The following is a 22,199-nucleotide window of genomic DNA, read 5'->3' on the forward strand; positions in this document are numbered from 1 at the left end:
CCCGGGGGGAACACCATGTCCGAGCACCAGCCCGACGTCCCGTCCGGCCCGGCCGCCGGGCGGACCGCACCGCGGTGGGAGCCCGGTGCCACCGACCGCTCCGTCCTCGAGCAGGCCGTCGACGCCGTCACCGTGCGCCGGGTCTTCGGCGAGGCCTACGAGACGGACGGCGCCACGATCGTCCCCGTGGCGCGCGTCCGCGGCTGGGGCGGCGGGGGCGGCGGCGCGGGCCAGGAGAAGGACAGCTCCGGCAGCGGCTCGGGCGTGGGCTACGGCGTCCGCGCCGAACCGGCCGGGGTCTACGTGGTCAAGGGGGAGTGCGTCACCTGGCGGCCCGCCGTGGACGCGGAGCGGATCGCCCTCACGCTGGGCCTGGCGCTGTGCGGGGCGGCCGCTCTCGTCGGATGGGCCGCCGTGACCCGCCGCGCCTGACAGGATGGTGCCATGTCCTTCCTGCTCCGCGTCCTCGTCAACGCGCTCGCCATCTGGGTGGCCGCCTGGATCCTGCCCGGGATGGAGCTGACGGCGGACCCGTCCGTGGTCTCGGCCGTCGGCGGCGGGACCGCGGCGTCGGTCCTGGCGCACCTGTTCATCGGCCTGGTCTTCGGCGTCGTGAACGCGGTCGTGCGCCCCGTGCTGTCGATCCTGTCCCTGCCGATCACCTGCCTCACGCTGGGACTGTTCGCCGTCGTGGTCAACGCGGCGATGCTGTGGCTGACGTCCTGGCTGAGCTCCTTCACCCCGCTGCGGCTGGAGATCGACTCCTTCCTCTGGACGGCGGTGCTCGCCACCCTGATCATCGGGGTGGTCTCCCTCGTGATGGGCTGGATCGTCCCCGACCGCGAGAGGCGCTGAGCCGCCCCGGGCTCAGTCCCGGTGCAGCGCCGCCCAGAGGAACTCGTGGGAGAGGGCGTGCAGACGGGCGGCCTGCTTGTTGTCGCCCGCGCCCGCGTGCCCGCCCTCGGTGGCCTCGTAGAACCACGCGTCCTCGTGGCCCAGCCCCAGCATCCGGGCCGCCGTCTTGCGGGCCTGCACGGGGCCCACGCGGTCGTCGCTCGTGGCGGTCCAGAACAGGACCGGCGGGTAGTCCTGCCCCTCGCGCAGCAGGTGGTACGGGGAGAACGTGCGCACGGACTCCCACTGCTCGGGGTCGTCCGGGTCGCCGTACTCGGCGATCCAGGAGTAGCCGGCGGAGAGCTTCGTGTAGCGGCGCATGTCCAGCAGCGGCACCCCGCACGAGACCGCGCCGAACAGCTCCGGCCACCGGGTGAGCATGTTGCCCACGAGCAGCCCGCCGTTGGACCCGCCCGAGCACGCCAGGCGCCGCCGCGAGCACACGCCGCGGGCCTGCAGGTCCGCCGCCACCGCGGCGAAGTCCTCGTAGGCGCGGTGCCGGTGCTCCCGCAGCGCGGCCCGGTGCCACGCCGGGCCGTACTCCCCGCCGCCGCGGATGTTGGCGAGCACGTAGACCCCGGAGCGGCCGGCGGCGTCGGTGCGGGTCAGCCAGGACCGCCCGAGCGCCCCGGAGTAGGCGGGGGTGCGGGAGACCTCGAAGCCGCCGTAGCCGGAGAGCAGCGTCGGGTTCCCGCCGTCGAGGGCGAGGTCGGCGGGGCCCACCTGGAAGTAGGGCACCCGGGTGCCGTCCGCCGAGACCGCGAAGTGCTGCTCGACGCTCAGGCCCGCCGCGTCGAAGAACGCGGGCGCGGTCCGCGCCACGCGCGGCGGCGCCCCGGCGCCCGGACCCGCCGGAAGGGTGCCCCGGGAGACGGTGGTCGGGGTGAGGAACCCGGTGGCCACGAGCCAGTAGTCGTTGCCCGCCTCCGGGTCCTCGTCGTCGACGGCGTAGGCGTCCAGGCTGGACAGCGCCGGCGCCCCCGGCAGCTCGGTGGTGGTCCACGGGCCCGGTTCGGCGATCCGCACCACCGAGGACACGTCACGCAGCAGGTTGAGGATCAGCCGGTCGGCCGTCCAGGACCAGGACTGCAGCGCGGTGCGCTCGTCCGGGACGAACACGGGCGTCACGGACCGGTCCCCGGCCAGGAAGGCCTCGAGCTCGGCCGCCAGGAGGCAGCCCGCGGGGTGGACGGTCCCGTCCAGCTCCAGCTCCTCCTGGGGCCGCAGCAGCAGCCACTGCCGGTGCAGGTCCACCGTGACGCTGTCGGGCACGTCGACGTGGACCAGCTCGTCCTCCCGCACCAGGTAGGTGCGGGAGGAGAAGAAGTCGACCACGTCCACGGCCAGGTCACGGACGAACCCGGGGGTGTGGTCGCGCACGAAAACCGCCTGGACGTGCTGCTCGTCCACCTCGAACACCTGGCGGGCCTGCGCCAGCTCCTGGCCCCGGCGCAGCACCCGCACCGTGCGGGGATACGAGGACGTGGTCATCGAGCCGGGGCCGACGTCGGTGCCCACGTGCACGGTGTCCGCGTCGACCCAGCTGACCGAGGACTTCGCCGTGGGGACGTCGAAGCCGCCGGGCACGAACCGCTTCTGCTCGAGGTCGAACTCGCGCACCCGCTTGGCGTCGCCGCCGTCGGGGGAGAGGCTGATCAGCGCCCGCCGGTGCTCCCCGCCGGTGTACTGCGGGCGCAGCAGCCGGGCGCCGCCGTAGACCCACTCCACGCCCTCCTCGGCGGCCAGCGCGTCGACGTCGAGCAGGAGCTCCCACTGCGGGTCCTCGCTCAGCCAGGACTCCCAGGTGGTGCGGCGGAGGACGCCGCGGGGGTGCTCGGCGTCGCGCCAGAAGTTGTAGTAGAGCGGCCCGTGCTTGGCGACCATGGGGATCCGCTCGGTCGAGTCCATGACCGCGAGCACGTCCGCCTCGAGCCGGCGCAGCGTGGGGCCCTCGAGCGCCGCCAGGGTGCGGGCGTTCTGCCGGGCGACCCACTGCAGGGGTGCCTCGCCGGTGATCTCCTCCAGCCACAAGTTCTCGTCGTGCGGCTGCTCGGCGGTCGGGTGGGCTGCGGGCTCAGCGGTCTCGGTCATGTCCGCCATCGTAGGCGCCGCCCCGGTCCGGCGCTCCTCGTGCGGGTCGATACCCTGGTGGGCATGGGAACGACGGGCAGGACAGGGACCGAACGACGCGTCACGGTGATCGGGGCCGGCCCGCGCGGGCTCTCCGTGGTGGAGCGGCTCGCGGCCCGCTCGGCGGCGTCGGGCACCCGGGTGCGCATCGACGTCGTCGATCCCTTCCCGCCCGGGCCCGGACACGTGTGGCGCCCGAACCAGTCCCCGCTGTACCTGATGAACACTCCGTCGCTGTTCCCCACGGTGATCGCCGACGACGGCGTGCTCCCCGTGGACCCGGTGGGGCCGCTGCGGAACATGAGCTTCGAGCACTGGCGGCTCGCGGCCGTGTCCGGGGAGATCGCCGTGGACCCCGACGACGCCGCGCACCTGACCCGGATGACCTCCACGTCCTACCCCTCCCGGCGGATCTACGGGGTGTACCTCGACTGGATCTTCCGCACCCTGCGGGACGCCCTGCCGGGCTCGGCGGAGCTGACCGTGCACCGGGCCGAGGCCGTGGGCGTGCACGTGCGCGAGCAGGCCCGGCACCGCTACGACGTGGAGATCAGCGGCGGGCAGAACCTGCCGGCCGACGCCGTGGTGCTCGCCCTCGGCCACCTCGACGCCGACCTGCGCCCGGACCAGCAGGAGCTCGTGGACGGCGCCGCGGAGTTGGGGCTGACCTACTGGCCGCCGGCCGTGCCCGCCGACGTCCACTGGGACGACCTGCCGGCCGGGCGGACCGTGCTGGTGCGCGGGATGGGGCTGAACTTCTGCGACGTCCTGGCCCAGGTCACCGAGGGCCGGGGCGGGATCTACACCCAGGAGGGGGAGCGCTACGTCTACCACCCGTCCGGGCGGGAGCCCGTGATCGTGGCCGGCTCCCGCCGCGGCGTCCCCTACCGTTCCAAGTCCGTGCTCGAGGGCTACTACGCGAGGACCCTGACGACCCGGTTCTTCACCCTCGACGCCGTGCGGGCGCTCGCGGTGCGGGCGGACGGGCCCCTGTCCTTCGAGACGGACCTCTACCCGCTGATCCGCAAGGACGCCCAGTGGAACTACTACACGGTCCTGGCCCGGACCGACCCGGACGCCTTCGAGGCCGACCCGCAGGACTTCCTGGCGCGCTTCGACGAGGTGCTCAGCGGCGGCGACGAGCACCCGGAGGGGCCCTGGACCTCCCGCGCCGAGCGGCTCATCGCGTCCGCGGTGGTGCCGGGCCGGCAGCTCAACGCGATCCGGCTCGCCCGGCCGTTCGAGGGGGTCGGCTTCGACTCCCACGACGAGTACGCGGCCGCCGTGGTCCACCACCTGGACCGGGACGTGCACGGCGCCCTCGCCGGGGAGGACGACCCGCTGCAGATGGCGATCGCCTCGCTCAACGCCGCGCGCACCGTGCTGAAGGCCGTGCTCGCCGACCTCGGCATCGCCGACGCCTCCTGGACCGACGAGCTGCGCCGCACCTTCGAGCCCTTCGTGGAGGGTCTCGCCTCCGGGCCGCCCGTGCTGCGGACCCAGCAGCTCGCGGCCCTGGCCCGCGCGGGCGTGGTCCGCTTCCTGGGCCCGGACCCGCAGTTCCTCGTGGACGAGGAGGAGGGCCGGTTCGTGGCCGGCTCGCCCTGGGTCAAGGGGGAGCCGTTCCACGCCGAGCACCTGGTGGAGGCGATGTCCCCGCCCAACGACGTCCGCCGCAACATCTCGCCGCTGCTGTCCTCGATGCACCGGGAGGGCCTGGCGCGGGTCCGGGCGATGGAGACCCGGGACGGCGTCGCGACCGTCCCCAGCACCGGCCTCGACGTCAGCCGGCCCCCGTACCGGGCCGTGCGGGTCGACGGCGGCGTGGAGCCCGGCGTCCACGTGCTCGGGCTCCAGCTGTCCGCCGTGCAGTGGGGCGTGGCGATCGCAGCCGAGGCCGGCGCCCCGGCGGAGCTCGGCGCCCGGACGCTGGCGGACGCCGACCGCGTCGCCGAGGCGGTGCTGGGCCCCGCTCCTCTCCGCGGGTGACCCCGCCGTCCCCGGGTGACCAGGGTCTGCCGTGGTCGCCGGAGGACAACGGGGTCGGTCGGCGCACGAGGAGCTCAGCGCGGAGTCGCTCGGCGCGGCAGGAGCTCAGCCGAAGCGGCCCTGCAGGACCACCCGGGCACGGTCGCTCGCGTGCTCCCGGACGCCCTTGCCGGGGTGCTCCCCGGGCTTGCCCCTGCCGGGGTGCTCCCCGGAGTTGCCCCTGCCCGGCTTCTGCGGCTCGGCGGGTTCCGCGGCGGCGAAGGCCAGGCCCACGACCTCCGGGTTGTGGTCGGAGGCACGGTACGGGTCCGCCGCGTAGAGGTCCACCACGTTGTAGTTGTGCCGGCTGTACTCCAGGGCCACGGACTCGTGGGCGTTGATCTCCCAGATGTCCGACCCCGTGACGAGCTCGGCCGCCGAGGGGGAGGCCAGCACGTGGTCGAGGGAGCCGACCATGCCGCCGAAGGCGTAGGAGTACTCGCCCTCGGGGGCCAGGTTCACGTAGCCGGCGTCGTGCACGACCCGCATCGGGTGCTCCTGGTCGTAGGAGTTGAAGTCGCCGGTCAGGAGGACGCGGTCCGTGCCCTGCGAGGTCTTCAGCTGCTCGGCGAAGGCCACCAGCGCCCGGGCCTGCGCGGTGCGGTCGGCGTTCCAGGCACCGGCGCCGTCCCCGGCGTCGGCGTTCGGCCCGGAGCTGGGCGCGGAGCCCTTGGACTTGAAGTGGTTGACCACCACCGTGAAGTCGTCGTCGGCGGTCCCGCCGGCGGGGCGGAACGTCTGGGCCAGCGGCTCCCGGGCGTTGTCGAAGTTCTCCTCGTCCTGCAGGATCACGGACTCGCCCACGGTGCCGACCGCGTCGGGCCGGTAGATGAACGCCGTGCGGATGACGTCCTCGTCCTGGAGCGCGGGCCGGTCCGCCGGCGACGGCACGAAGGCCCAGACCTCGGCCCCCGCCGCGGCGTTGAGGGCGTCGACCAGGTCGGAGAGGGCCTGGTCCCGGTCCTTGCCGAACTTCGCGGAGTTCTCGATCTCCTCGAGGGAGACCACCTCGGCGCCGAGGGCGTTGATCGCGGCCACGATCTTGACCTGCTGGCGCTCCAGGTCCTCCTGCTCGGCCGCGCCGCGGGCGAGGCAGCCCCCGCGCACGGTGATCGGGTCCCCGGCGCGGTCGGTGTAGTAGGAGCAGCCGGAGAGCTCCTCGCCGGTGGTCGTGAAGTAGTTCAGCACGTTGAACGTGGCGAGCTGGAGGTCGCCGCCCACGTCCTCCGGGGCGGCGGTGCGGGTGTTCTCGGCCAGGACCGGGGCGTCCTCGGGGTTCTCGCCGGTCACGTGCGTCGTGGGCTGGAGACGCCACTCGTCGAAGGAGTAGCCGAGCACCACCGGCGCCACGAAGTCGACGGGCGCGCCGATCCGCATCGGGGTGTCCGGGGTCAGGTAGGGCAGCGGCACCGACGCGTTGGCGGGCCTGCCGTAGTCGGTGGTCGCGCCGTCGTCGAGCAGGACCCTGCGGGCGGCGTTGTCGGCGGCCTGGGCGGCGGCCTCCGGGGAGCCGGGGGCGCCGACGGCGGTGGGCTGCAGCAACGGCGTGGTGCCCGCGGCCAGTCCGATCTCCCCGTAGGTGCTGAGGCCGTAGTTGTCCGTGATCACGAACTCGCCGGCCGGATCGAGCAGCATGCCCTCGAGGGTCTCGCGCCCGGCGTCGTCGGCGGGCCAGCGGACCGCGGCCGGCTTGACGGCCTCGGCGGTCTCGTCCAGGACCGTCAGCCCGTCGGGGCGCACGCTGATCTGCGTCTGGCCGAAGTACTCGGCGACCGTCCCCGTGACCTCCACGTACTGGCCGAGCTCCACGTCCGCCACGGCCGAGGGCGAGTACACGAAGACGCCGTCCGACGCCTCGTGCTGCCCGAGCTCGAGGTCGCCGCCGGTGCCGGGGGTCTGGATGTACCAGCCGTCGAGGCCTCCGGTGGCGTAGACGGCGGTGACGACGCCGCGGGTGGTCACGGTCCGCCCGTTCACCGGAGAGACGTCCCCGGTGCCCTGGATCTCCCGGACGGGGAGGCTGACGGGCGGGGCCGTGGGCGTGGGCTCGGGAGTCGGCGCGGGCTCCGGAGCCGGGGTGCTGCCGCCGGAGCCCTGCGGGGTCACGGTGCCGGTGGCGGTGAAGTCGGCGGAGTTGTCGTCGGTGTCCACGCCGTTGGTGCGGGTCATGGACTTCGGGTCGTTGTTCGCGGCCGGGCCCGTGGCGGGGGTGGTCTCGAACGTGTTGGACGTGCCGTAGCCGAGCAGGTCCACGATCCGGTCCGCACCGGTCACGGAGCCGGTGGGCGCGGTCAGGGGCTCGGCGCCGTCGGAGAGCACGATGGTTCCGGAGACGCCTCCGGGGTTGAACGACGTGGCCAGGTCGGAGGCGGGCAGAGCCTCGCCGTTGTCCGCGTTGGAACTGCCCTGGACCAGGAAGTAGCCGCCCGGGGCGATGGTCCCGGACAGCGCGACAGGGGCGGCCGGCCCGGCGCCGCCCGCGGCCCGGTACTGCAGCGTCCAGCCGGTGAGGTCCACGGGTTCGGAGGTGGGGTTGTAGAGCTCGACGAACTTGTGCCGGTAGACGGCGTTGGCCGAGCCGCCGTTGGTGTAGGCCTCGTTGATGACCACGTCCGTCCCGTCCGGGGCGGCGTGCACGGGCACGGTCAGCGGGGCGGCGAGCAGCGCCGCCGCCAGGGCCCCGCTCAGGGGCAGGGAGAGCAGCTTCTTCACGGTGGGAGGGTCCCTTCGGTCAGGGGGGAGAGAATCAGCGGAGGTCAGCCGAGCCGGCCGAAGAGCGACTGGACGAGCTGGGCCAGCCAGGACCGGACCTGCTGCCACAGGTCGCGGAACAGGTCGGCGGGGGTCTGCGGCTCCTGGGTGGGCTCGTCGGTGGGCTCCTCGGTCGGCTGCTGCGTCGGCTCGTCGGTGGGTGCCTGTGCGGGCTGCTCGGTGGGCTCCTCGGTCGGCTGCTGCGTCGGCTCCTCGCTGGGCTCCTGCGTGGGCTCCTGCGCCGGCTGCTCGGTGGGCTCCGGCTCCGTGGCGCAGTCCGCGGCCAGGTCCAGGACGGCGTCCGGCACGCGCACCCGGGTGCCGCTGGGATCGGCGACCAGCCACACGGCCGCGTCGTCGACCGGCCCGGTCGTGTCGATGCGGACCGATGCCGCGCCGTCGGAGACCGGCACCGTGCTGAGCTCCGTCCCGTCCGGCCCGCCCGCGCGCACGGACAGCGAGGTGTTGTCCGGAGCGCCCAGGGAGGTCATGTCGAGGGAGGAGACGTCGAAGCCCACGGTGCAGCCCTCGGCGGCGGCGCCGGTGAGCTGGACCGAGCGTCGGTCGAACTGCGGGCTGAGCGGCGAGCTCGCGGCGATGTGGCTCGCGAGGGCCTCGCGGTCGATCCGGCCGGTGTCGGTGAGGTCCGTGCCCTCGGCGAGCGCGGTGAAGTTGTCGCCGCCCGAGGTCAGGAAGGAGACGGAGCCGACGACGTAGCCGGCCGCGGGGTCGTAGGGCGCGCCGTCGACCGTGATGGAGGTGATCCGGTCACCGGCCGGCCGGGAGGGGTCGGCGGTGTAGGAGACGTTGTCCGACAGCCCCAGCTGCAGATAGGCCCGGGACGAGCCCTCGGGCTGCCACTGCTGCTCGAGGACCTGCTTGAACTGTTCGCCGGTGAGGGTGACGGTGTTGAGGTTGTTGGCGAAGGGCATCACCTGGTTCACCTCGGCCTCGGTGACCTGGCCGTCGCGGTCGCCATCGACGGCCTCGCCGGGGTCGTCCGCCCAGATCAGGTCCGCGCGCAGGCCGCCGGGGTTGATCAGGCCGATCTGCACGCCGTCGGACTCCTGGAGGGTGGAGCGGATGGACTCGGCCACGAGGTTGCCCAGGCTGGACTCCGCGCCGCGGTCGTCGCGGGCCGGCTGCCCGTCCCGGAGCCCGTAGGCGGTGGTGATGTCCCCGGTGATCTGCCCGACCGGGGTGCTGCCCCGCTCGACGGCCTCGGCCTCGGCCGCGGCCACGATCTCGGCGACCCGGGCGACGCGGGGGTACTGGGCCACCAGCTCGTCCTCGGTCGCGGTGACGGTCTCGCCGACGTCGAGCACCTCGGTGGTGAGGTCGACGTCGTCGGCCTCCCGGTCGTAGCTGAAGGAGACCCGGCCGAGGCTGCCGCCGTAGGAGCCGGCCTGCAGCACGGCGCGCTCGAAGTCGCCGTCGCCGTCGAGGTCGACGGCCTCGTCGTAGACGTCGTGGGTGTGGCCGTTGAACACCACGTCCACGGTCTCCGAGGTGCCGGCCACCAGCCGGTCTGCCAGGACGTCGGAGGCGTCCGCGACGCCCTCGTGGTACAGGGCCACGACGACGTCGGCCCCCGCCGCCTCGAGCCGCTCGGCCTCGGCGTTGACCGCCTCGACGGGATCGCCGAAGGTGATGCCCTCGATCCCGGCGGGCGAGACGAGCGTGGCGGTCTGCTGGGTGACGGCGCCGACCACGCCGATGCTCACGCCGTCGACCTCGAAGGTCGCGGAGGCGTCGGTGACGGGCGCACCGTCGGGGCCGAGGACGTTGGCCGCGAGGTAGGGGAAGTCGGCGCGCTCGGTGATCCGTCCGGTGAGGTCGTCGACGCCCTGGTCGAACTCGTGGTTGCCCACGGCGGAGGCGTCCAGCTCCAGGGCGTTGAGCACGTCCAGGGTGGGGTTGTCCTGCTGGACGGCCGAGACGTACTCCGAGGCGCCCACGTTGTCGCCGCCGGACAGCAGCAGCGTGCCGTCCTCGTTCTCGGCGCGCAGCTGCTCGATCGCACCCGCGAAGAGCACCGGGTCCGAGGCGAGCCGGCCGTGGTAGTCGTTGAAGTAGAGCAGGTCGACGTCCGTCTGCCCGTCCGTAGCCGAGCTGGGCGGCGCGACCACGGTCTCGTCGGCGTACGCCGCGGGGAGGACCAGGACGGACGAGGTGACGACGCCGGCGGCCAGGGCCGCGTGCAGGGCAGGACTGTGCTTCTTGAGGATCATGAGAGGCTCCTCCGGGAGCGGGGTGACGGGTCGATGTCCCCATTTGAGCACGCACACGTGAACGCCGGGCGTCGTGGCGGGCACATTTCGGCGGCGTGCCGGAAGCCGGGCGCAGGAGCCCTGCGGCAGCACCACGGCCCCCGGCGCGGGGCGCCGGGGGCCGTGGCAGGAGCGGAAGGTAAGGGATTTGAACCCTTGGTACGGGGTCACCGCACACCGGTTTTCAAGACCGGCTCCTTAGGCCGCTCGGACAACCTTCCTCGCGCTCGCCGGGGCCGTGGAGGAACGGGCGGCGGAGCGCGCCGCCCATTCTTCCACGGAGCTGGGAACGCCAGCAAAGCCCCGGCTAGGGTGGGCGCGTGAGCGCACCCGAGAGCCCCGCCCACGGGACGACGACGATCGTGTGGTTCCGGGACGACCTGCGCGTCACCGACCACCCCGCCCTCGAGGCCGCGTGCCGGCGGGGCGAGGTGGTGGCCCTCTACGTCCTGGACGAGGAGTCGGCGGGCGTGCGCGCACCGGGCACGGCGTCGAGGTGGTGGCTGCACGGGTCGCTGCGGTCCCTGCGGGCCTCCCTCGACGAGCTGGGCATCCCGCTCGTGCTGCGCCGAGGACCCGCGGGCGAGGTGGTCCCCGAGCTCCTCGGCCGCACCGGTGCGGGAGGAATCACCTGGAACCGCCGGTACGGCGGCCCCGAGCTCGCCGTGGACGCCGGGGTGAAGCAGTGGTGCGCGGAGCACGGGGTGGAGGCCCACTCCTTCCAGGCGTCGCTGCTGCACGAGCCGTGGGCCCTGCGCACCGGGGCCGGCGGGCCCTACAAGGTGTTCACCCCCTTCTGGAAGGCCCTGCGCACCCTGGAGATCCGCCAGCCGCTGCCCGCCCCGCCGGCGGGGCGGGGCGCGGACCCGGCCGTCGCGGCACGTGCCGCCGGCGAGGACCCGGAGGACTGGGGCCTGCTGCCCCCCGCCCGGCGCGCGGCCGGACTGGCCGGGGCGTGGACGCCGGGCGAGGCCGCCGCGTGGGAGCGGCTGGACGACTTCCTCGACCGCGCCGAGGACTACGACGAGGGCCACGACCGGCCCGACCGCGACGGCACGAGCCGGCTCTCCCCGCACCTGCGCTGGGGGGAGATCAGCCCCTTCGCGGTGTGGGACGCGGCGCTGCGGCACCGCGCCGAGCACGGGAGCACCCCGGGGCTGGAGAAGTTCCTGACGGAGCTGGGCTGGCGGGAGTTCAACTGGCACCTGCTCCACCAGGTCCCGGAGCTGCACGTGCGCCACGTCCGCCCGGCGTTCGACGCGTTCCCGTGGCGGGACCCGGCCGAGGCCACCGGGGACCTGGGGGCGTGGCAGGAGGGGCGCACCGGCTTCCCGCTGGCCGACGCGGGGATGCGGCAGATGCTCGCCACGGGCTGGATGCACAACCGGGTCAGGATGGTCGCCGGGTCCCTGCTCACCAAGAACCTGCTGGTCGACTGGCGCAGCGGGGAGCAGTGGTTCTGGGACCACCTCGTGGACGCCTGCCCCGCGACCGGGCCCGGAAACTGGCAGTGGGTCGCCGGGTCCGGCGCGGACGCCAGCCCGTTCTTCCGGATCTTCAACCCGCTCACGCAGGGGCGCAAGTTCGACCCCGAGGCCCGCTACATCCGGCGCTGGATCCCGGAGCTAGCCGGGGACACCGGCGTGGACCCGCACGAGCCGGGCCTGCTCGGTCCCTCGGTGGGCTACCCTGCCCCGGTCGTGGACCTGCCCGCCAGCCGCGCACGCGCCCTGGACGCCTACGCCTCCATCCGCTGAGCGCCGCGGCCGGCCGCCGGCGGCCGTCGGGCACCACCGGGCACCGCCGCGGGCCGCCGCCCGCCATGGACACCGGGGTCTGCCGGTGTTCGCCGGTGGGCGACGGCCGACGGCTGCGGGTGCCCCCGGCCGCACGCGGGGAGACAATGGGGAGCGCACGTCGTCCCCCACAGGAAGGCCCCCTGATGCGCGCAGTGCTCGAGACCACCCCCGGCGGGCCGGAGGTGCTCGCCGTGACCGACGTCCCCGCCCCCGAGCTCACGCCCGACGGCGTGCGGATCCGCGTCCGCGCGGCCGGCATCAACCGGGCCGACGTCATGCAGCGCCAGGGCCGGTACCCGGTCCCCCCGGGTGCCTCGAAGGTCTTCGGGCTCGAGGTCTCGGGCACGGTGGAGGAGCTCGGGCCCTCGGTCCCGGCCGGGTCCGGGCCGGCGGTCGGGGACGAGGTCGTCGCGCTGCTGGACTCCGGGGGCTACGCCGAGGAGGTCGTGGTCCCCGCCGCGCAGGTCCTGCCCGTCCCGGCGGGCGTGGACCCGCAGGCGGCGGCCGGGCTGCCCGAGGTGTGCGCCACCGTGTTCTCCAACGTCTTCATGGCGGCCGCCGCCCGGCAGGGCGAGACCGTCCTCGTCCACGGCGGCACCGGCGGGATCGGCACCAACGCCATCCAGATGTGCCGGGCCCTGGGCCTGCGGGTGCTGACCACGGTCGGCAGCCCGGAGAAGGCGGACGCCGCCCGGGAGCTCGGCGCCGAGACGGTCGACTACCGCGAGGAGGACTTCGTCGAGCGCGTCCGGGAGCTGACCGACGGCCACGGCGCGGACATCGTCCTCGACGTGGTGGGCGGGGCGTACCTCGACCGGAACCTCGACGCGCTGGCCGTGAACGGACGGATCGTCGTCATCGGCCTGCAGGGCGGGCGCACGGGGGAGCTGGACCTGAGCAAGCTCATGGCCAAGCGCGCCGCCGTCATCGGCACGACCCTGCGCGCCCGGCCCGCGGGGGAGAAGGCCCGGATCATGGCCGCGCTCCGCGAGCACGTCTGGCCCGAGGTCGAGGCCGGACGGATCGTCCCGGTGGTCAACCGGACCTTCCCGCTGGACGAGGTGGCGCAGGCCCACGAGTACTTCGACTCCGGCACGCACATCGGCAAGGTCCTGCTCACCCCCTGAGCACCCGTGCCGTCCCCGCCCCCGGGCCGCCCGTGCCCGGGGGCGCCCCGCGCGTCCCGCACCCCGGTGTCCCGGCGCGCGGGGCGCCGCACCGATCCCCTTAGGATGGACTGTTCCCTCCCGAAAGGACCGCCCGTGGCATTCCTGCGCGACTACCGCGCCGCTCGCCGTGACGAGGCCGAACTGGGTCTGGGCGTGTGGCGCCGCGCCCACGACCGGTTCCGACGAGGTCTGGACCGTTTCCACCAGATCCTCGAGACCCTTCCCGACAAGGCGCTCGCCCAGTCCGTGGTGCCCACGGCCAACGAGCTCGCCGACCTGCTGCCGGAGGTGCGGGCGATCTGCACCGCGGCGCAGCGCACGGCACCCAGCACCAGCCACGACATCCCCGCCTCCACGGGCGGCTACCTCAACGACGTCCACCGTGAGCTCTCCCGGGCCGGCAACGCGATGGCCCAGGCCGCGGAGGCGCTCACCATGGCGCGGTTCATGCGCGCCGACGAGGAGACCGCGGCCCATCGACTGGACGCGGTGGTCCGCCGGGCCGAGGCGGTGCGGGGGCACGTAGAGCGGGCGCGGGAGCTGCTGGAACGGGGCTGAGCACCACCGGCTGCACCGGCGCCCGGGCCCGCTGCGCAGGACCCGGCCGTCCCCGACGATCTCCGGGAGCCGCGGGCCAGGGGATGGACCCAACAGCCTGCTGATGGTTTGATGGACGACATGAACGCTTCAGGGTTCGACTACCGCGCGGCCGACGACGACTTCGACTCCCGCTGGGCCCGCTCGAGGCTCGGCCGCCCCGGTCCGCGAGGGCCCGGCCACGGTGCCCCCGGCTACGACCTGCCCGGCTACCGGGGCGGGCCCTACGGCCGCGGCGGTCACCGATCCGGTCTGCGGATGCTGCCGTTCCCGCGCTACACGACCCGCACCCGGCGGGGCACGAACGTCTCGGTGGGCGGGTGCTGCCTGCCCATCCCGATCGGGTGCCTGACCACCACGGTGCTGGCCGGGGCGGCGGCCGTGGTCGTCGGACGCGCCGCCCGGCCCTGAGCGGCCGGTCGGGACCGCCTGCGGCTCAGGCGGCCGCCGGCTGTGCCCGGGCGTCTCGGAGCAGCCCGACCGGAATGACGGGGGCGGCGTCCTGCTCGGCCTCCAGCGGCGTGCACAGGCGCCAGCCGACCGCCTCCAGGTCCAGGGCGAGGCGCATCTGCCCGGTCACCGGCCCCTCGTCGCAGTAGCGGCCGAACGACCGGTGGACGTCCTCGAGCGCGCGCCACCGGATCAGAGCCGCGACGCCTCCGGCGGCGGCGGCCCGGGCGGAGACGGCGCCCACGTTCCGGTCCTCCAGCGCCGTCAGGGCGCGGGCCAGGAAGCCCGGCGGCAGCTGGACGTCCGGGTCGAGCAGCAGGACGAGGTCGTCGGCCTCCATCCGGACGGTGCCCAGGGCCTGGTTGAGCGCCCCGGCCCGGTGGTGCAGGTTGTCGACGGTGAGCAGGACCTCGGCCCCGGCCTGGAGGGCCACGTCCACCGTGGCGTCCGTGGAGCCGTCCGACATGACGAGGATGCGCTCCGGCGGGCGGGTCTGGCGGTGGAGCGAGGTCACCGCGTGCTCGACGCGGCCGGCCGCGTCGTGGGCGGGAATGATGGCGGCGATCATGACGAGCTGCCCCTGTTCGTCCTGTGCGCGTCCCGCCGCCGGAACTCCCCGCGGCGGGAGGCCGGACCGGCCCCCCGGATCGGTGCTGAAGATGACAACGGTAGCCCCCTGACTTGCTGTCCTGCCGCCAATTCTAGGCGTCACGACGGACAATTCACATAGGCAAATCAGGGGACATTGCGTCCGCCGGGCCACTCCCGAGAGAGGGCTACGACCCGTCCGGACCGCACTCCCGGCACAGCTTCCAGACGTTCGTGTCCCCGTGCCGCTCGAACACCACCCGGCTCACGAGGGCCTGGATCATGGCCAGTCCCCGGCCGGACTCGAGGTGCTCCCCGGCCATGGCCCGGTCGAGGTCCACCTCGGCCGCAGCGGCGCCGATCTCGTAGATCCTCGCCTCCAGCCGGTGCGGGCCGGCGGCGAGTTCCACCTCGAGCTCGATGGGCGCCTCCGCGGCGGGCACCGCGTGGACCACCACGTTGCCGGCCGCCTCCATGACCGCCAGCGTGAAGGCCATCCGGTCGGTGTCGGGCACGTGAGGGGCTTCCTCCCACAGGGCGTCGAGGTCCTCGTGCAGGGCGTCCACGGTCCGGGCGGTGGCGGGACCGCGCCGGGAGCGCCGGGGCGAGGTCTCAGTCATCGGCGAACGCAGCGTCGGCGCTGTCGTAGGGGGTGAGCACGCGGTTCATGCTCGTCAGCTCGAGGACCATGCGCACCTGGGGCCGGACGTTCGCGATCCGCAGGTCGCCGCCGGCCTGGCGGGCCAGCTTCAGGCACCCGATGAGGGCGCCCAGACCGGAGGAGTCCATGAACTCGGTGCCCCCGAGGTCGACGACCACGTGGTTGCTCCCGTCGCTGACGACCTGGGTCACCACCTCCCGGAGCTTCGGGGCCCCCACCATGTTGAGCCGTCCGGTGCCCGTGATGTGGGCGAACGTCGGCTTCTGCTCAACCGTGAACTGCATCGGCATTCCTCTCCTGCGGGTCGTGACCCGTGTATCTCGCGGCGGTGACGAGCACGCTCAGCACCACCAGGTCGAAGGCGACCCAGGCCACGTTGACCAGGGTGCCCACCGGTTCGTTCAGCCCCACCGCCAGGCGGACCGTGCCCACCACGAGAGCCGCCGTGAGCAGTCCCATCACCACCAGCTGCGGGCGGATCAGGTGCCACGCGGGGCCGCTGTCCTGCCGGACCTTCGGGGTCACGGCGAAGCCGAGCGGGCGGCCGAACCACACGTTGCGCGCGGCCGTGGTGCACGCCCTGATCCAGACGGGGAACAGGGCGAGGCTGTACTGCTGTCCGCGCCACGTGGGGATGCCGCGGCCCACCACCAGGAACAGCAGCTGGTTCACCACCATGAAGGGGATGAACCGGACGAAGAAGTCCGCGCTGAGGCTGGTGACGGGCAGCACGCCCAGGACCAGGTAGACGATCGGGGCGGCGAAGTAGACCACGGCCGCGAAGCCGCTGAGGTAGCTCCACATGGTGGCGAAGTACATCAGCCGCTGTCCCGCCCCGAGCCGGCGCTGCAGCAGCGGGTTCTCGCGCAGCAGCACCTGGATGGTGCCCTGCGCCCAGCGCAGGCGCTGGGTGAGCATGGTCCCCAGGTCCTCGGGGGCCAGCCCGTGGGCGAGCACCTCGTGGTGGTAGACGCTGCGCCAGCCCAGGCCGTGCAGGCGCATCGCGGTGGCCATGTCCTCGGTGACCGAGATCGTGGCCAGGGGCATCACCGGCAGGGCCTCCCCGGGGCGCTCCACGGAGATCGCCTCGAGGACCTGGCGGACCGGCTCCACGGCCGCCAGCGGGGACAGGTCGCGGCGTGACATCCGGTCCACCGCCGAGGCGAGATCGTCCGGCCACACCATGCCGTCCTCGGGGGGCAGGTCCAGGGCCGCGATCGAGGCGAGGTCCGCCTCGATTTGGGAGAAGTCCTGCGTGACGGTCCGCCGGGCGGCGGCGTCCACCTCCCGCTGCAGGCGGTAGGTCAGCTCGGTGAGCGGGGCGCCGGCCTTGAGCTCGGCACGGGCACGGCGGGCGGCGGCCTCGACGTCGTCGAGCATGCCCGCGACCACGGGATGGGCAGCCTCGGGGGACTTCCGGGCCCGGCGCAGGGCCGCCCGGGTGCGGGCCAGGGAGTCCTTCACGTCCTGCTCGACCTCCCGGACGTAGCCGGAGAGCCCGAGCTGCATGAGCGCCTCGCGGCGCAGGATCGCGTTGGAGCCGCAGAAGAAGGCGGCGTTCCAGCCGTCCTTGCCCTGCTGGATGGGGCCGTAGAACAGCGGGGCCTGGCTGCCCAGCGGGTCGTGCTCCGGGACGTTGACGAACCACTGGGGCGTCTGGACGAGCGCCACCTTGCGGTCGTTGAACCAGCCGAGGGTCTTGTCCAGGATCCGCGGGTCCGGCACCTGGTCGGCGTCGAGGATGAGCAGGAACTCGCCCTGGGTGAGCATCAGGGCGTTGTTGAGGTTGCCGGCCTTGGCGTGCCGGGGCCGGTCGGCCCAGTCCGCGCTGCGGGTCAGGTAGCCCAGCCCGTGCCGTGCGGCGAGCGCCTCCAGCTCGGGCCGGGCGCCGTCGTCGAGGATCCAGGTCTCGTGCGGGTGGCGGATCCGCTGCGCCGCCAGCGCCGTGTCCATGACCATCTCCAGCGGCTCGTTGTACGTGGTGATGAAGACGTCCACCGTGGCGCCCGGGGGCGGGGGAGGGGCGTCCCCCCGGCGCCGGAGCCGCCACACGGTCGTCCCGAACAGGCACACATCGATCAGGCTGTACGTCTCGGCCAGCACCAGCGGCACCGCGATCCACCACGCCGACCAGTTCAGCGACTCGAGCCAGCGCCAGGTCACGTAGTTGACGCCCAGCAGCACCGTCAGCAGGACCAGCAGCCGGACGAGGAAGCGGTTCATGCCACGTCTCCCGGCGCCGGCAGCCTCCGGAGGACCACCGCGGTCACGTCGTCGCCCGCGACCTCCTCGCCCGGGACGTCGCCGCGGGCGAGGTCGAGCACGGCCGTGCAGACCGCCTGGGCGTCCGCGCCGCGGGCCGCCGCCTCCGCCACGGCGCGCACGGCCTCGTCCACGTCCTCGTAGGCGTCGAGGAGCCCGTCGCTGACGACGACGAGGGCGTCGCCGGGCGCCAGGACGAAGCGGCCGGGCGTCCAGTGCGTGCCGGGCACCGCGCCCACGGGCGGGCCGCCCGGGCGGAGCCGGTCGACGCCGTCCGCGCGGACGTGCAGTCCCAGGCCGTGGCCCGCGTCGACGTAGTCGACGACCCCGCGGGCGGTGTCCAGGCGGGCGTGGAAGAGCGTCACGAAGGAGTCGGAGTGGGCGAGGTCGCTCTCGAGGTGGCGGCAGGTGTCCCGGAAGGCCTGCTCCATGTCGGGCTGCCCGGCGGCCGAGCGCAGCACCGCCCGGACCGTGGCGGCGATGAGCGCGGCGCCCATGCCCTTGCCCATGGCGTCGGCCAGGGAGACCTGCAGCCCGCCCCCGGTGGCGTACCAGTCGAAGAAGTCCCCGCCCACGCTGCGGGAGGGCCGGCACGCGCCGGCGACGTCGTAGCCGGCCACGACCGGGGCGGACGCGGGCAGGAGGCTGCGCTGGACCTCGGCCGCGCGGCGCAGCTCCTCCGCGTCGGCCTGCTCGGCCCGGGCGCGCGGGCGGCGGAACATCGCCTCGATCCGCGCCTGCAGCTCGCGGGGGCTGAACGGTTTGCTGATGTAGTCGTCGGCCCCGAGCTCCAGGCCCTCGAGCCGGTCGATCTCCCCCGGGCGGGCGGTGACCATGAGGAGGTAGGCGTCCGAGAACTCCCGCACCCGCCGGCAGACCTCCAGGCCGTCGAGGTCCGGCAGGTTCAGGTCGAGGGTGATGAGGTCGGCGCCGTCCCGGCGGACGGCCTCGATCCCCTCACGGCCGGTGGCGGCCGTGGTCACGGCGAAACCGCGCATGCCGATGGTCTGGGCGAGGAGGTTGCGGATGTCGTCGTGATCTTCGATGACGACGGCTCGGCGACCCTGGGGGGAGGGGGTCATGGCCCCATTAAGCCGCTAATCTTTGCAAATGTCATCCCGACCCTCCGGGGATGGCCCGCCCCCGTCGGAAGTGATTCCCGTGGACCGCATGCTCACCGTCCTGTCCCTCGACCGGCTCAGCTTCCACGAACTGTCGATGCGCCGGCGCGTGCTGCTGAGCCAGCTGCCGTTCACCGTCACCACGGTCGTGCTCGTCCTCGGTCTCTGGGTGGCGCACGAGCCCCTGCGGGACGACCTGCTGATCCACCTGGCGCTGGGACTGACACTGGTGCTGACCGCCCTGTGCGTGCTCGTGCCGTGGGATCGGCTGCCCGACGGGGCGTTCCTGGCCGTCCCCGTCCTCGACTTCGTCCCCCTCACACTGCTCCGGGAGGCGACCCTGACCTGGGTGACCGGGGTGGGCATCATGGCGGCGTTCCCCGTCGTCTGGCTCGCCGGCTCGGGGCGGCTGCCCCGGGCCGCCGCCCCGCTCGGCTTCCTGCTGACCCTCGCCATGGTCTGGGTGCCGCTCTTCGCCCCGCCGCGGCCGCTCACCGCGCAGGTGCTCACGGCGCCGCTGCTGATCCCGCTCATGCTCCTGAGCATCGGGCTCACCGTCCAGGTGCTCTCCAACAGCATGGAGGGCCAGAACGCCGAGCTCGAGGCCAAGGACGCGGAGCTGCGCCGTCTGCTGGCCGAGACAGCGCGCCGGGAACGACTGCTCCACGCGATCGTGGAGGCCGTGGACGTGGGGGTGCTCGCCGTCGACGAGGGCGGCCACGACGTCCTGATGAACCGCCGGCAGCGCCGGATCCACGAGCTCTCCATGCCGGACGGGATGCACGACGGCGCCGAGGCGGACCTGCACGTCCACGCGGACGGGGACGGGACGCCGCTGCCCGCGGAGCAGCGCCCGGCCGCCCGGGCCGTGCGTGGGGAGTCCTTCTCGGACTACCTGGTCTGGGCCGGTCAACCGCCCGTCCAGCGCGTGCTCTCCGTCTCGGCGCGGGTCATGCGCGACGACGAGGGACGCCCGGAGGGCTCCGTCCTGTCCTTCAACGACGTCACGGAGCTCGTGGCGGCGCTGCAGGCCAAGGACGACTTCCTGGCCGGGGTCTCGCACGAGCTGCGCACGCCGCTGACCTCGATCCGGGGCTACACCGAGCTGCTGGCCATGGACGACGGGCTGCCCGGGCACGTCCGCTCCGGTCTGGAGGTCATCGAGCGCAACGCGGACCAGCTGCTCGTCCTGGTGGAGGACCTGCTCCGCACGGCAAGCTCGGCGCTGGAGCCGCAGCCGGTGCCCACCGACCTCGTCCAGGTGGTCGAACAGTCCGTCGCCGCGGCCGGGCCCCGGGCCGCCGGTGGAGGGGTCGACCTGCACGTCGAGGCGCCGCCGCGCCTCGTCCTGGACTGCGACCCCGTGCGCATCGGCCAGGTGCTGGACAACCTGTTCTCGAACGCGATCAAGTACTCGCCCTCCGGCGGGCCCGTCACGGTGCACGTCACCCCCGGCGAGTCGTCCGTGCAGCTCCGGGTGGCCGACCGGGGCATGGGCATGCGGCCGGAGGACGCCGAGGAGGTGTTCGGCCGCTTCTTCCGCAGCACCAACGCCCGGATGAGCGCGATCCCGGGGCTGGGCCTGGGCCTGGCGGTCGCGCGCGAGATCGTCGAGCGCCACGGCGGCACCATCCGCTGCGACAGCGTCCTGGGGGAGGGCACCGTCTTCACGGTCACTCTGCCGGTGGGCGGTCCCACCGCCGTGGGCGACGGTGCCCGGACGGAGCAGGCAGGATCATCGGCTGTACTCGAGGCGGATCGAGTCGTCGTCGGGCAGCACCAGGACCTCGCTGTCGTCGACGGTCCAGTTCTCGGGCAGGAGGAAGTACCGGCCGCCCCGCAGGGTGAGCAGCCGTAGCCCGTCGTAGCGGTAGAGCGGGTCGTCCGCGCCGCCCAGTTCCTGCACACGGACCCGTTCGAGACCAATGTGCAGGGGCTCCTCGCTGTAGACGGTCGTCCGCGGCATTCTCTCCAGCTTGTCCTCCAGGTCGTAGGCCATGTCCCTGCCCATGGTCTCGGCGAAGGAGGACGTGCCCCAGAAGACCAGAAGGGCGACCACGGACACCAGCGCGACGCCCCCCAGGAACTGCCGGTCCGGTGAAGCGGGCCGCTCGTCAGAAGCGGTGAGGCGCCGCCGGATGCCTGCGGCCCATATGGCACCCAGGACGCACAGCACCATGGGGAAGACAATGAGCCAGGCATCCTCCCTCAGGAAGTCGTGGCCGAGGACCCGGATCGCGAGGGCCAGGCCGATGAAGAACCACATCCCCCGGCGCGCCCACCGCACCATCGGCGCGCTTCCGGACCTGCGGACACGGGCGTCGATGCGGTCGCGGATCCTGCGGTCCACCCACACGCCGCCGAGGACGGCCACGGCGATCCAGAAGAGCTGGACGTACAGGGAACTGATGCTCAGCAGGAGGTAGTCCTGGGTGGTGTACCCGAAGAGGTTCACGTCCAGGCCCATCTTCTCGGCCTGGGCGCGAGCGCGGACCCAGCCGTAGTAGAGGAGCAGGGCGGTGAGCAGACTCACCGCCACACCCAGCTCCGAGACCACCTGGAGCACGCGTGCCCAGAGCGGCGACTGCTCCGGTTTCTGCTGCGCCACTGTGGACTCTAGGACGCGGGCGTCGGCACGGCTGTCGGCGGGACGGGACAGGCGGTGGCCGGCACCTCGTACACGAGGTAGCCCTGTCCACCGACGGACCAGTCCGCGTCCGAGACGGAGACCGGGACATGGCCGACCACGTCGGACGGAGGGGCGCGGAAGAACAGGCCCCCGTTGCCCTCCTGCACCGGCACGCTCGTGGTGCCCACCGACACGGCGCGGATGCCCTCGGGCGGCACCCATTCGATGTTGCCCTGCAGGAAGACCGGAGCACCCCCACAGGTCGAGACAGGGATCTCCAGTCCCTCGACCCCGGGGGCCAGGGGGGACACGAGACCATCCAGGACGAGGGGGCAGGCGGTGCCAGCGGGGACCTGGAGGTCGGGAACCGCCTCCGGTTCCCGGCGGTGGAACTCGACCAGCCGCTGCAGGCCCGACACGGTCTCCTCCTCCCAGCAGCTGCCGGGTGCCGGAGCGGCGGCCAGAGCCTCTTCACCCTGGCGCCACAGCTCGGGGTCGTTGGTCATGGCGGCCTCGCACAGGATGGCGCCGGCTCGAGGTATGGGCTGGACACGGGAGGCAAGCAACTGCTCGTCGCCGCAGTTGCCGTCCTTCAGGGGGTCGTACCACAGTGGGGTGCCCTCCCCGACGGGTCCCATGCGGAGCCAGTTCAGGATGCGTGACGCCGGGGGCTCGTCCGATTCGCTGGCCCGAGGGGTCGGGGAGTTCGCCGGGGGCGCCGAGCCCGACGAGGTCGGGGCGGGGGCGGCCGGGGGAGGGTCGGAGGACGAAGCGTCGCAGGCCGACGTGGCCAGTGCCGCTCCGGCCAGGACGAGCGTGCAGAGCTGCTGTCGGGAACGGAGTTGCATGC

Annotated in this window: 17 protein-coding genes and 1 tRNA gene; 8 read left to right on the forward strand and 10 right to left on the reverse strand. The window is 73.7% G+C overall.

Translation table 11 applies throughout. The features are described from left to right. Positions 1-15 precede the first annotated feature (15 nt). Together RE027_RS11895 and RE027_RS11900 are read left to right on the forward strand one after the other, a co-directional pair. A complete protein-coding gene (locus RE027_RS11895) occupies positions 16-432 on the forward strand; it encodes a spore germination protein GerW family protein (protein ID WP_368808482.1) in 417 nt (138 codons plus the stop codon). Positions 433-444: 12 nt separating this feature from the next. Further along, a complete protein-coding gene (locus RE027_RS11900) occupies positions 445-855 on the forward strand; it encodes a phage holin family protein (protein WP_368808483.1) in 411 nt (136 codons plus the stop codon). 12 nt (positions 856-867) lie between these two features. Here the strand turns inward: RE027_RS11900 and RE027_RS11905 are convergent, their stop codons facing one another. Next, positions 868-2,985 carry a prolyl oligopeptidase family serine peptidase gene (locus RE027_RS11905; protein WP_368808484.1) on the reverse strand — a complete coding sequence of 706 codons (2,118 nt, stop codon included), beginning with the start codon at positions 2,983-2,985 and terminating at the stop codon, positions 868-870. A gap of 63 nt (positions 2,986-3,048) precedes the next feature. Here RE027_RS11905 and RE027_RS11910 point away from each other — a divergent pair, with 63 nt between their 5' ends. Continuing rightward, positions 3,049-5,013, forward strand: coding sequence for an FAD/NAD(P)-binding protein (locus RE027_RS11910; protein WP_368808485.1), 1,965 nt, complete (start codon positions 3,049-3,051; stop codon positions 5,011-5,013). A gap of 105 nt (positions 5,014-5,118) precedes the next feature. On the opposite strand, the gene RE027_RS11915 is transcribed toward RE027_RS11910, so the two are convergent. From RE027_RS11915 to RE027_RS11925, 3 genes are all read right to left on the reverse strand, one after another. Then, complete coding sequence (locus tag RE027_RS11915) at positions 5,119-7,764, reverse strand: ExeM/NucH family extracellular endonuclease (RefSeq protein ID WP_368808486.1); 2,646 nt, start codon at positions 7,762-7,764, stop codon at positions 5,119-5,121. Between the two features lie 44 nt (positions 7,765-7,808). Next, positions 7,809-10,034, reverse strand: coding sequence for a 5'-nucleotidase C-terminal domain-containing protein (locus RE027_RS11920; RefSeq protein ID WP_368808487.1), 2,226 nt, complete (start codon positions 10,032-10,034; stop codon positions 7,809-7,811). 172 nt (positions 10,035-10,206) lie between these two features. After that, positions 10,207-10,294, reverse strand: a tRNA-Ser gene (locus tag RE027_RS11925). A gap of 99 nt (positions 10,295-10,393) precedes the next feature. On the opposite strand from RE027_RS11925, the gene RE027_RS11930 reads away from it, so the two are divergent. The 4 genes from RE027_RS11930 (at position 10,394) to RE027_RS11945 (ending at position 14,049) form a co-directional block, all read left to right on the forward strand. After that, the gene (locus RE027_RS11930; RefSeq protein ID WP_368808488.1) at positions 10,394-11,830 is read left to right on the forward strand and encodes a cryptochrome/photolyase family protein; all 1,437 of its coding nucleotides are present in this window, start codon (positions 10,394-10,396) and stop codon (positions 11,828-11,830) included. Between the two features lie 185 nt (positions 11,831-12,015). After that, a complete protein-coding gene (locus RE027_RS11935; protein WP_368808489.1) occupies positions 12,016-12,999 on the forward strand; it encodes an NAD(P)H-quinone oxidoreductase in 984 nt (327 codons plus the stop codon). Between the two features lie 135 nt (positions 13,000-13,134). Continuing rightward, positions 13,135-13,599: a hypothetical protein gene (locus tag RE027_RS11940; protein ID WP_368808490.1), complete on the forward strand. Its 465-nt coding sequence runs from the start codon at positions 13,135-13,137 to the stop codon at positions 13,597-13,599. Positions 13,600-13,719: 120 nt separating this feature from the next. Continuing rightward, entirely contained in the window at positions 13,720-14,049 is a 330-nt protein-coding gene (locus RE027_RS11945) for a hypothetical protein (protein ID WP_368808491.1), read from the forward strand. Positions 14,050-14,074: 25 nt separating this feature from the next. On the opposite strand, the gene RE027_RS11950 is transcribed toward RE027_RS11945, so the two are convergent. The 5 genes from RE027_RS11950 to RE027_RS11970 all read right to left on the reverse strand — a co-directional run bounded on the left by RE027_RS11950 (position 14,075) and on the right by RE027_RS11970 (position 18,681). After that, on the reverse strand, positions 14,075-14,656 hold the full coding sequence (locus RE027_RS11950) for a glycosyltransferase family 2 protein (protein ID WP_368808492.1): 582 nt from the start codon (positions 14,654-14,656) through the stop codon (positions 14,075-14,077). Between the two features lie 208 nt (positions 14,657-14,864). Then, positions 14,865-15,296, reverse strand: a complete 432-nt coding sequence (locus RE027_RS11955; protein WP_368808493.1) for an ATP-binding protein — start codon at positions 15,294-15,296, stop codon at positions 14,865-14,867. Next, a complete protein-coding gene (locus RE027_RS11960; RefSeq protein ID WP_368808494.1) occupies positions 15,289-15,621 on the reverse strand; it encodes an STAS domain-containing protein in 333 nt (110 codons plus the stop codon). The genes RE027_RS11955 and RE027_RS11960 overlap by 8 nt, the downstream gene beginning before the upstream one ends. Then, on the reverse strand, positions 15,605-17,560 hold the full coding sequence (locus tag RE027_RS11965) for a glycosyltransferase family 2 protein (protein ID WP_368808495.1): 1,956 nt from the start codon (positions 17,558-17,560) through the stop codon (positions 15,605-15,607). The genes RE027_RS11960 and RE027_RS11965 overlap by 17 nt, the downstream gene beginning before the upstream one ends. Beyond that, positions 17,557-18,681 (reverse strand): PP2C family protein-serine/threonine phosphatase, encoded by a 1,125-nt coding sequence (locus RE027_RS11970; RefSeq protein WP_368808496.1) that lies wholly within the window; start codon positions 18,679-18,681, stop codon positions 17,557-17,559. Before RE027_RS11970 ends, RE027_RS11965 begins: the two co-directional genes overlap by 4 nt. 88 nt (positions 18,682-18,769) lie before the next feature. On the opposite strand from RE027_RS11970, the gene RE027_RS11975 reads away from it, so the two are divergent. Beyond that, positions 18,770-20,578: a sensor histidine kinase gene (locus tag RE027_RS11975; RefSeq protein ID WP_368808521.1), complete on the forward strand. Its 1,809-nt coding sequence runs from the start codon at positions 18,770-18,772 to the stop codon at positions 20,576-20,578. Positions 20,579-21,336: 758 nt separating this feature from the next. On the opposite strand, the gene RE027_RS11980 is transcribed toward RE027_RS11975, so the two are convergent. Further along, positions 21,337-21,987 carry a hypothetical protein gene (locus RE027_RS11980; RefSeq protein ID WP_368808497.1) on the reverse strand — a complete coding sequence of 217 codons (651 nt, stop codon included), beginning with the start codon at positions 21,985-21,987 and terminating at the stop codon, positions 21,337-21,339. Positions 21,988-22,199 lie beyond the last annotated feature (212 nt).

Origin of the sequence: Kocuria sabuli, assembly GCF_040981185.1 — a bacterium.
Lineage (GTDB): Bacteria > Actinomycetota > Actinomycetes > Actinomycetales > Micrococcaceae > Kocuria > Kocuria sabuli.